Here is a 6,891-nt window from a genome sequence, read left to right as displayed (position 1 = left end):
GCTACCGCTCGGTCCTTGAATGCTTGTCCGTATCGAGCCACTCTCATCCTTCATCGCCGCCCCCAGGTTCTTGGTTCTATCGGGGCGACAACTATTCTGACGCGGGGGGGTCTCCTGCGGCAATTTCGGAGGGATCCGTACTAGTCGACACGGACAACTCGACCTCAACCATGCAGCGCAGTCACGACGCTACGCCAGAAAGAAGTTTCGCTTCCGGCAGTCGTCGACAAGTGCCCAGACTGTGGTGGTTTCCATGCGATCCGATTTGTTATGAGCAACGCCCCCTTCGTCATCACGTCAATGTGCAAATCACAGTGCCAATCAATGCCGACGACGTCCGCCGTATGCACCGGAAAATTAAAAACGCAAGCTGAACGTGATTGCGCGAGGCGCGTTCCAACTGGTGTTGTTGCGGGTAGGCCCATGGACTACACCAAACGATTGCTCGCCTGGTTCCATGCGGCTACTTGGGCGGTATCGAGCTGGCAGGCTAAGTCCGTGGCGGCACGAGTGAGAGGGCCGCAGAGGCAATCTTTCCCTTTTCGGCTGTCCATTGCTATAGCGTATTTGCTTTGCGTCGAAGACGCCAGTCATCAAGGCGTCGTTGACAAGGCTTTTGATGCTTCCAGTCCAATAACGTGAGCGGATCGCGCAACCCGCTCGGTGTAAACTTGGCATGCAATCGATTACTTTGCGCTGCACCTAGCCAATAAGGTTCCGACATCCTGGTTATTCGCATGCCCTGCGAACATCACCGCAGCAACTTCGATGGACCCATATTTAGTACTCTGCTGAACGCCGCGCGACGACGATTTCAGAAGAGCGTTTCGCGACGATTCGCCCACGGCCACTACCAGCTCGTACTGGCAGCCCGCCAGCTCCTCGAACAAGGCTTCGGCCTTGTAGCTCGTGTCGGCCAACATCTGTGCGGGCAAGGCACCCAAGCTGCCCTGCACGGCCCACACCATCCCGGGCAGTTCACCAGCATCGCTGCCGCGGCTGGTCAACTACACGCGTGAGATTCTTGAAAAAGATGATTGCCTGCTCCCCGTTTGGCATGCCGTATCCGTTCAGCAGGTGTACGCATCGGGAGATCGCGTACAAGATTTGGGTCGAGTTAGGCACGCGAAAGATAGCTCCACCGTCATGTTATTCATCATCTTGATCTCGAAGGGCTCATCATCAGTTCCTGTTGTAGTTGAACCGCGGCGCGGAGTTGTCGATCAGATTCCAGAGGTTGTCTCTCCTCCATATCGCTTGCTCGATTGCTTCGTGCAATTCGTGCGCACTTCTCGGGTAGTCGTGCCACCTCGCGTAGCAAGTCGTCCTAGCGGAGCCTGCAGGGATGAGGTTGGCGTCAAGCCGTGGCGGATACGGCGCAGCTGCCCTAGTGTAGTTCGGCAGGTGAATCCCGAGTAAGCCATTGGGGGGTTCCCCGAATGACGAGCGCAGTGAGGCTGCAATCTCCCAGTCTACGTAGCGGCGGCCCCAAGTCTCACGCCCGATCATGACGATGGTGACCGACGTGCCCGACATGTACCGTTCGCGAATCCGGCGCATCACGTAGTCGGTGTCGGTGCTATTCACGATGTCTGGGTCCAGCTCCACTCCCAGCGCACGGTGTGTAAAGACCTCCGCCTCACTTGAGAACGTGTCGATGAATCGGCGGACAGCGTACTCGTCCGCGTGGTGGTAGGAGATGAAGCATCGCCGCCTCACTCGGGCGGTCGGGTATAGCAACTCTGCCAAGCTGTTTGGCTGATAACTCACGTTGTCCCTCGCTCCACGCCTGTGGGCTGTTAGTTCTTCTTCGTTGATTTTGCCGCAATCCTCGCAGCACAAGGCTTTTGAGTGAAGTGCCGCACCAAACAAATATCGATATCGGGCGAGCTTCGGACAACGGGCATCCTCTGGGGGAGCGGCGCGCCGGAGTGACCCAGTCGCCGAGGGAGGCGGCACCGAGGGTTCCTGACGGCCGCGTTTCCTTACGCAGCCCGCATCACAAATGCTGCGACTGTCTTTGTGGCGGAGCGCGATGCCACACCGGCGGCATCTCGCCTGCAACCGACATCTCGACCTTGCTACGGCGAGAGCCAAATCGGGGTGATCTCGGTTTCGTTGCGTTCAGTGACGTCGGGCTCGGGTTCCCGGGGCGGTTCAATAGGGTGCAGGGAGGCGATAGTAAATATTTGGCGCGCGGCATGAGTACGGCACGTCTCAAGTGAGACTCAGAGTCCCGCCGCCTGCAGGACGGTACCCGTCGCTCCGACATCAAGTCCGCGCAGCGATCAGCGAACCTGAACCAGCTTGGCTCTCAGTGCTCTGAGCAGTCACGAAAGGCGCGCGCCAACGGCGTTCGCGAGAAGCGCATTAAAGCGGAAGATTGCATCGAATGGATGTCAGCCAATAGCCGCGCCCCAGAGTCCAACGCGATGCTGGTCGGCCTCGGCACGAAGGGCAAGTCGGGATTCTTCAATGGTCGCGTCCAAACTGTGAATGGGTCCACCCTCCTTGTCGTCGATGAGGGCACACTCGCACTCGGACGAATCGAGGCCGAAAAAGCTGTCGTCTTCCATGGCAATAGAATCACCGATGGCGCGGTCGTCGTCGGATATGGCATTCAGTCGGGGCAGCGTTCCGTCACTCGCGTTTCGGGAGCTGCGGCAACTGCCGCCGTCGTCGACGCCCAATGCATCAGTATGTCCCCGATGGGCAACATGCTTTCGGCCGCAATGCAGTTGGCGAAGTGAGAGAACGAAAACCGGCGCGGTCCTGAGAATGCCTGCCGACGCGGGCGCGATGTGGCGCGACGGCGCGGAATTGCTTGCCGCGATTCGCGTTGCGGCGCTAAAACGTCCGGTATCCTGCCAACCCTAGTCATCTCGGCCTGTTCCCCGCCGGCTTCCTCGGCACTTTTGCGATCGTCTTCTTTGCGGCCTGCATCTTGGTGGCCAGCAGGCTCTGCATCAGGCCATGATCTACTGCCGGGACTACATGGTCGAGCGCGAAGTCGAGACCAAGAACCTTGAGATCGTGCTGAGCGGGTTCGTTGCGCCGCCTCAGCCGGTGGTTGCCATGTATCCGGAGAACCGACATCTGGCTTCGAAGGTGCGCGCCTTCATCGACTTTGTGGTCGAAATGTTCGCCTCGTCCGAAGTACCGTGAGCGGGGCGCGAACCTGCCGCGAGTCAGATCAGGAACTCCATCTCCGTAAAGAACTTGTCGGCGAAGGACAGTCGCGCCTTCGCAGGTTCATTCGCGAACTCGACGACTGCCGAGGCGCCGCGAGGGGTCTGATCATCCAGGACATCTTGAAAATCGAGGTTGTTCTGCCCGAGTTGCAGAATCGTCTGGGCATTGACGCCCCTTCTTAGGAAGACGGTTGTAGCCACGACACCGGGTTCGATCTCGATGGCGGGAATTTCCAGACGAACCTCGCGCACCACGAAGTTTTGGCCCCGCGGAGGACGAGTGCGCACCTCAGTTGCAATCTCCTGCCTGAGCGTTGCGGTGCGTTCAGGCCGAGACTGGCTCAGGCCTTCCTTCTCGAACTTGGTGAGATACGGGATAACCGTTGCATCCGCCGCGAACCCGGTGGGCCAAGACATCTCGAACGCAGTGCGGGGAAAGCCCGCCAGGTTCAAGGCGGACGCCATCATGAGTCGCGAAAGAATGTCGCGGGCCCGAGGCGCGTCGCCGTTGGGCACTTCTGAGACAGGCGCAAAGACCGGATCAACGATCCTCAGGCTGGTTTTTGCATTCGACGCCTCGCCGACCAAAGACAGGCCAGCCACGAGGCGTTCGCCGAGGACATGTCGGCCGAAGGCAATTCCCCGCTTTTGAGGCAGACCGTTCTCCATAGCTTTGTCGCGGGACCGTTCGCCAATCTGGGTGCCTTTGCATTCGAGCACGTGGAACTTTCCGCTTCGATCGGTGACGACGAAATCGGGGCACTTGCCTGGACCAACCTTGGCGATGTTCGACGCAGATTTCTTGAGACCGTTATTGATCGCAAACTTCCTGCCGTCCGAGATCCGCGCGAAGCCGCCCATTCGATCCGACAGCCATTGTGTCGAGATGGCAACCCCAAAGTCGTCGCTCAGGATGCCCTTCTGGTGAGGGTCCAAGTCGAGAAACGCCGACTGGATCCGGAGATCGTTCGTGGACGTCAACGCGGAGAAGTATCGAACACAGGCCCAGTAGCGCTCCGGCGATCCCGCCGAGAGTGCATGCGGCGTCGTGAGCGCTCCAAGCAACAGCAGCGCGTTGGTGACGTTGACGCTCTGCACCCCGTTGGTCCCGATCCATGCGGGAACAGCCTTGCGCCCCCAGCTGCCCGTGTCGATGTCGACGTCTATGTTTCTCGAAAATGGCATTCGCGGTTCGTCTCGAAGTTACTTATCTTTGGCGTCCAACTGCGGCACGCGAAATACGGTACGCTCGATCGTAAGCGCGAGGAGGTCGCCCGCGATTCATCATGGCTCTTCTGCCTCGACACGGCGGACGAAGTTACTCAGCAGTCCGTAATATAGGCGACAGATGGCATCTGGAAGAATGATCGGACGAGTCGCCGGTCTTTCTGCATTTGGCGCAGCTGTTGCTCGACTCGGATGGCCAGTTTCTCGCCGGCACGCAGCGGGTTGCGGGCTACGCCGGTTCGCTTGACATGACTCCACACCAACTCGTCCGGGTTCAGGTCGGGTGCGTAGCCGGGCAGGAAGTGCATGGTGAGCTTGCCATTGGTCGAAGCGACGTATTCGCGAACGTTCGCCTTCTTGTGCGCCGGCAGGCCATCGACCACCAGGTGAAGTGCGCGGGTACGGCCCTTCATCAAGCGCTTGAGCAACTCGATGAACAATTCGGCATTCAGCGCGCCTTCGTAGGTGGCAAACCAGAACGCGCCCTTGGCGTTCACCGCCGATGCGGCGGAGATCGACTGACGTTGCCCGGGGCGTTCAATGACTGGGGTCTTGCCTCGCACCGCCCAGGTCTTGCCGTGCACCGTGTCGGCGCGAAAGCCCGACTCGTCCCAGAAATAGACGTCGGCCCCGGTTTGCCTCGCAGCAGCAGCGATACCGGGGTAGGTCTCGCTCTGCCACCGCTCGATGGCTTGCGGATCGCGCTGGTAGGCGCGCTGCAAGGGCTTCTGTGGCGACAGCCCCCAGCGCGCCAACATCCTACCCACGGCCGTGACGCCCAGTTTGACGCCGAACTTCTGCTCGATCAGGGTGGCGGCTATCTGGCGCGTCCACAGGCCAAAGTCCAGTCCGTGCTGCCGCGGGTCGCGTCCGTTGATCCAACGAAACACCTGCTCCTGCTGCTTGATGGTGAGCTTGGCTGGCCGGCCCGTCGCCGGCGTGGACGCCAGGGCACGTTCGCCTCGACCTCGACCGGAGGCCGCCTTGAGCCACCGGTAGATCGATGTACGGTTCATCCCGAGCGAGGCCACCACGGCCGACGGCTTCTCGCCCTCCTTAACCCGGCGCAACGCCAACAAACGAAATTCTTCCAGCGTTGCATGGTCGAGTGTGCGGCCGTCTCGTTTCATGGCTCAATAGATTACCACCGGCCCGCGCTTTTGTCGCGTTAATTACGGACTGGTGAGTAACACGTGCCGCCCCCACTCTTAGGCGTCTCCATCTCGCCCACTGAGTCAAATCTTCGATTCCGCTTCTGAGTAGACGGCCAACTTCCTATTCTCCAGGTCCACCGTTACCAAGCCGCCGCGATGCTGTCGAAGAAACCGAAATACGCGGAAGGCCTCGAGGATCGTGTACTCCCACGCCCATGGTGGCTGCCGCTCCACCTCGTAGCCCTTCACCATTTCGGCTATCGATTTGAGTAGGTTGAAATCGACGCTGTCCACGTGCTCGAAGGCGTGGTGACGCAAGCCGTGCGCGAAAATCCAATTGGAGATCCCCTCCTCCGTGATCTTCGCTCGTGCACCGTCCTGGTTCTCGTTTGTCTCCGGCCGGCTCGTGCGTCTGACTTTGAGCAGCGACCTTAGAACGGGAGACCACCCAAGGACGCCTGCAAAAGCAAGGTGAAACACATCATGGAAGCGATAGTCGTCCTCCACATCTCGGTTGTCGGTCAGTGGATCACCGATGTCCACGCCGTTGATCGTCTGAACTACATACAGTCTTGAGTTCATCCGCCGCTCTTCGAAGCGCACGCGCATTAGCCGCGGCAGCTGCTCAGTGGGGCGGTCATGGGCGTCTAACAGTTCTCCCCAGTGCCGCCGAAGCGGCCATCGGGCCAACGATTTTGACAAATTTGCGACCGCAGCCTGACCGAGGTCGATCTGCGCGTCAATCGAGGATGCAACAAGTTGTCCAAAAATCTCCGACAGGTGTGATGCACTTCCGTCGCCGTCCGCTGCGCCCCGTTGTCGCCGGATCAGGGCGCTAACTGAGCCTGCGAGTTGCAGGAGGCTCGTCCGGACGTGCGAAGGGTCTGCCGGACCGTGAAAGAGAGCACTCTGAGGCTGCAGGTCGTTGAAGGTACGAACGTGACCCCCGGCAGCAAATTGGCGGGCGATGTCCTGCAGCGTCAAGCCGCAATGTCCAACGATGTTCGCCAGATACCAGAGGACGTCGCCCGTCTCTTCCTGCGAGCTAATCTCGTAGGACACGTAGGCGTTGTGGTCTCGCTGCTTTTTCTTTAGCTCGCTGAGCAAGCTCCCAATCTCACCAAAAAGGCCGAGAAGCAAGAACTCGAACTTCTCATGGTTATCGGCAGGTCCTCGGTAAGTCCGAGCGGCACATTCCTGATATTCATTTACTCACCAGTCCGTAATTAAAGCGACAAAAGATTCAATTGATGGTAGTCTCGAAAGGCATGAAACGAGACGGCCGCACACTCGACCACGCAACGCTCGAAGAGTTTCGG

The 6,891-nt window shown here is 59.4% G+C and carries 7 protein-coding genes; 2 read left to right on the top strand and 5 right to left on the bottom strand.

The features are described 5' to 3' along the window. Positions 1–686: 686 nt before the first annotated feature. Positions 687–1,007 carry a hypothetical protein gene (locus tag WKW79_RS36565; protein ID WP_340340124.1) on the bottom strand — a complete coding sequence of 107 codons (321 nt, stop codon included), beginning with the start codon at positions 1,005–1,007 and terminating at the stop codon, positions 687–689. A 175-nt stretch (positions 1,008–1,182) separates the two neighbouring features. Next, positions 1,183–1,770, bottom strand: a complete 588-nt coding sequence (locus tag WKW79_RS36560; protein ID WP_340340123.1) for a TIR domain-containing protein — start codon at positions 1,768–1,770, stop codon at positions 1,183–1,185. A 662-nt stretch (positions 1,771–2,432) separates the two neighbouring features. Here WKW79_RS36560 and WKW79_RS36555 point away from each other — a divergent pair. Beyond that, on the top strand, positions 2,433–2,750 hold the full coding sequence (locus tag WKW79_RS36555; protein ID WP_340340122.1) for a hypothetical protein: 318 nt from the start codon (positions 2,433–2,435) through the stop codon (positions 2,748–2,750). Positions 2,751–2,973: 223 nt separating this feature from the next. Continuing rightward, entirely contained in the window at positions 2,974–3,165 is a 192-nt protein-coding gene (locus WKW79_RS36550; RefSeq protein ID WP_340340121.1) for a LysR substrate-binding domain-containing protein, read from the top strand. Positions 3,166–3,188: 23 nt separating this feature from the next. On the opposite strand, the gene WKW79_RS36545 is transcribed toward WKW79_RS36550, so the two are convergent. The 3 genes from WKW79_RS36545 to WKW79_RS36535 form a co-directional block, all read right to left on the bottom strand. Next, positions 3,189–4,376 carry a hypothetical protein gene (locus WKW79_RS36545; RefSeq protein WP_340340120.1) on the bottom strand — a complete coding sequence of 396 codons (1,188 nt, stop codon included), beginning with the start codon at positions 4,374–4,376 and terminating at the stop codon, positions 3,189–3,191. A 137-nt stretch (positions 4,377–4,513) separates the two neighbouring features. Further along, the gene (locus WKW79_RS36540; protein WP_340340119.1) at positions 4,514–5,548 is read right to left on the bottom strand and encodes an IS630 family transposase; all 1,035 of its coding nucleotides are present in this window, start codon (positions 5,546–5,548) and stop codon (positions 4,514–4,516) included. Between the two features lie 105 nt (positions 5,549–5,653). Then, positions 5,654–6,712: a pyrophosphatase gene (locus tag WKW79_RS36535; protein ID WP_340340118.1), complete on the bottom strand. Its 1,059-nt coding sequence runs from the start codon at positions 6,710–6,712 to the stop codon at positions 5,654–5,656. Positions 6,713–6,891 lie beyond the last annotated feature (179 nt).

It is taken from the genome of Variovorax robiniae (assembly GCF_037889955.1).
In the GTDB taxonomy this organism is placed as follows: Bacteria; Pseudomonadota; Gammaproteobacteria; order Burkholderiales; family Burkholderiaceae_C; genus Variovorax; species Variovorax robiniae.
The sequence above is the reverse complement of the archived record's forward strand: the minus strand, read 5'-3'. Positions and strand labels throughout refer to the sequence as shown.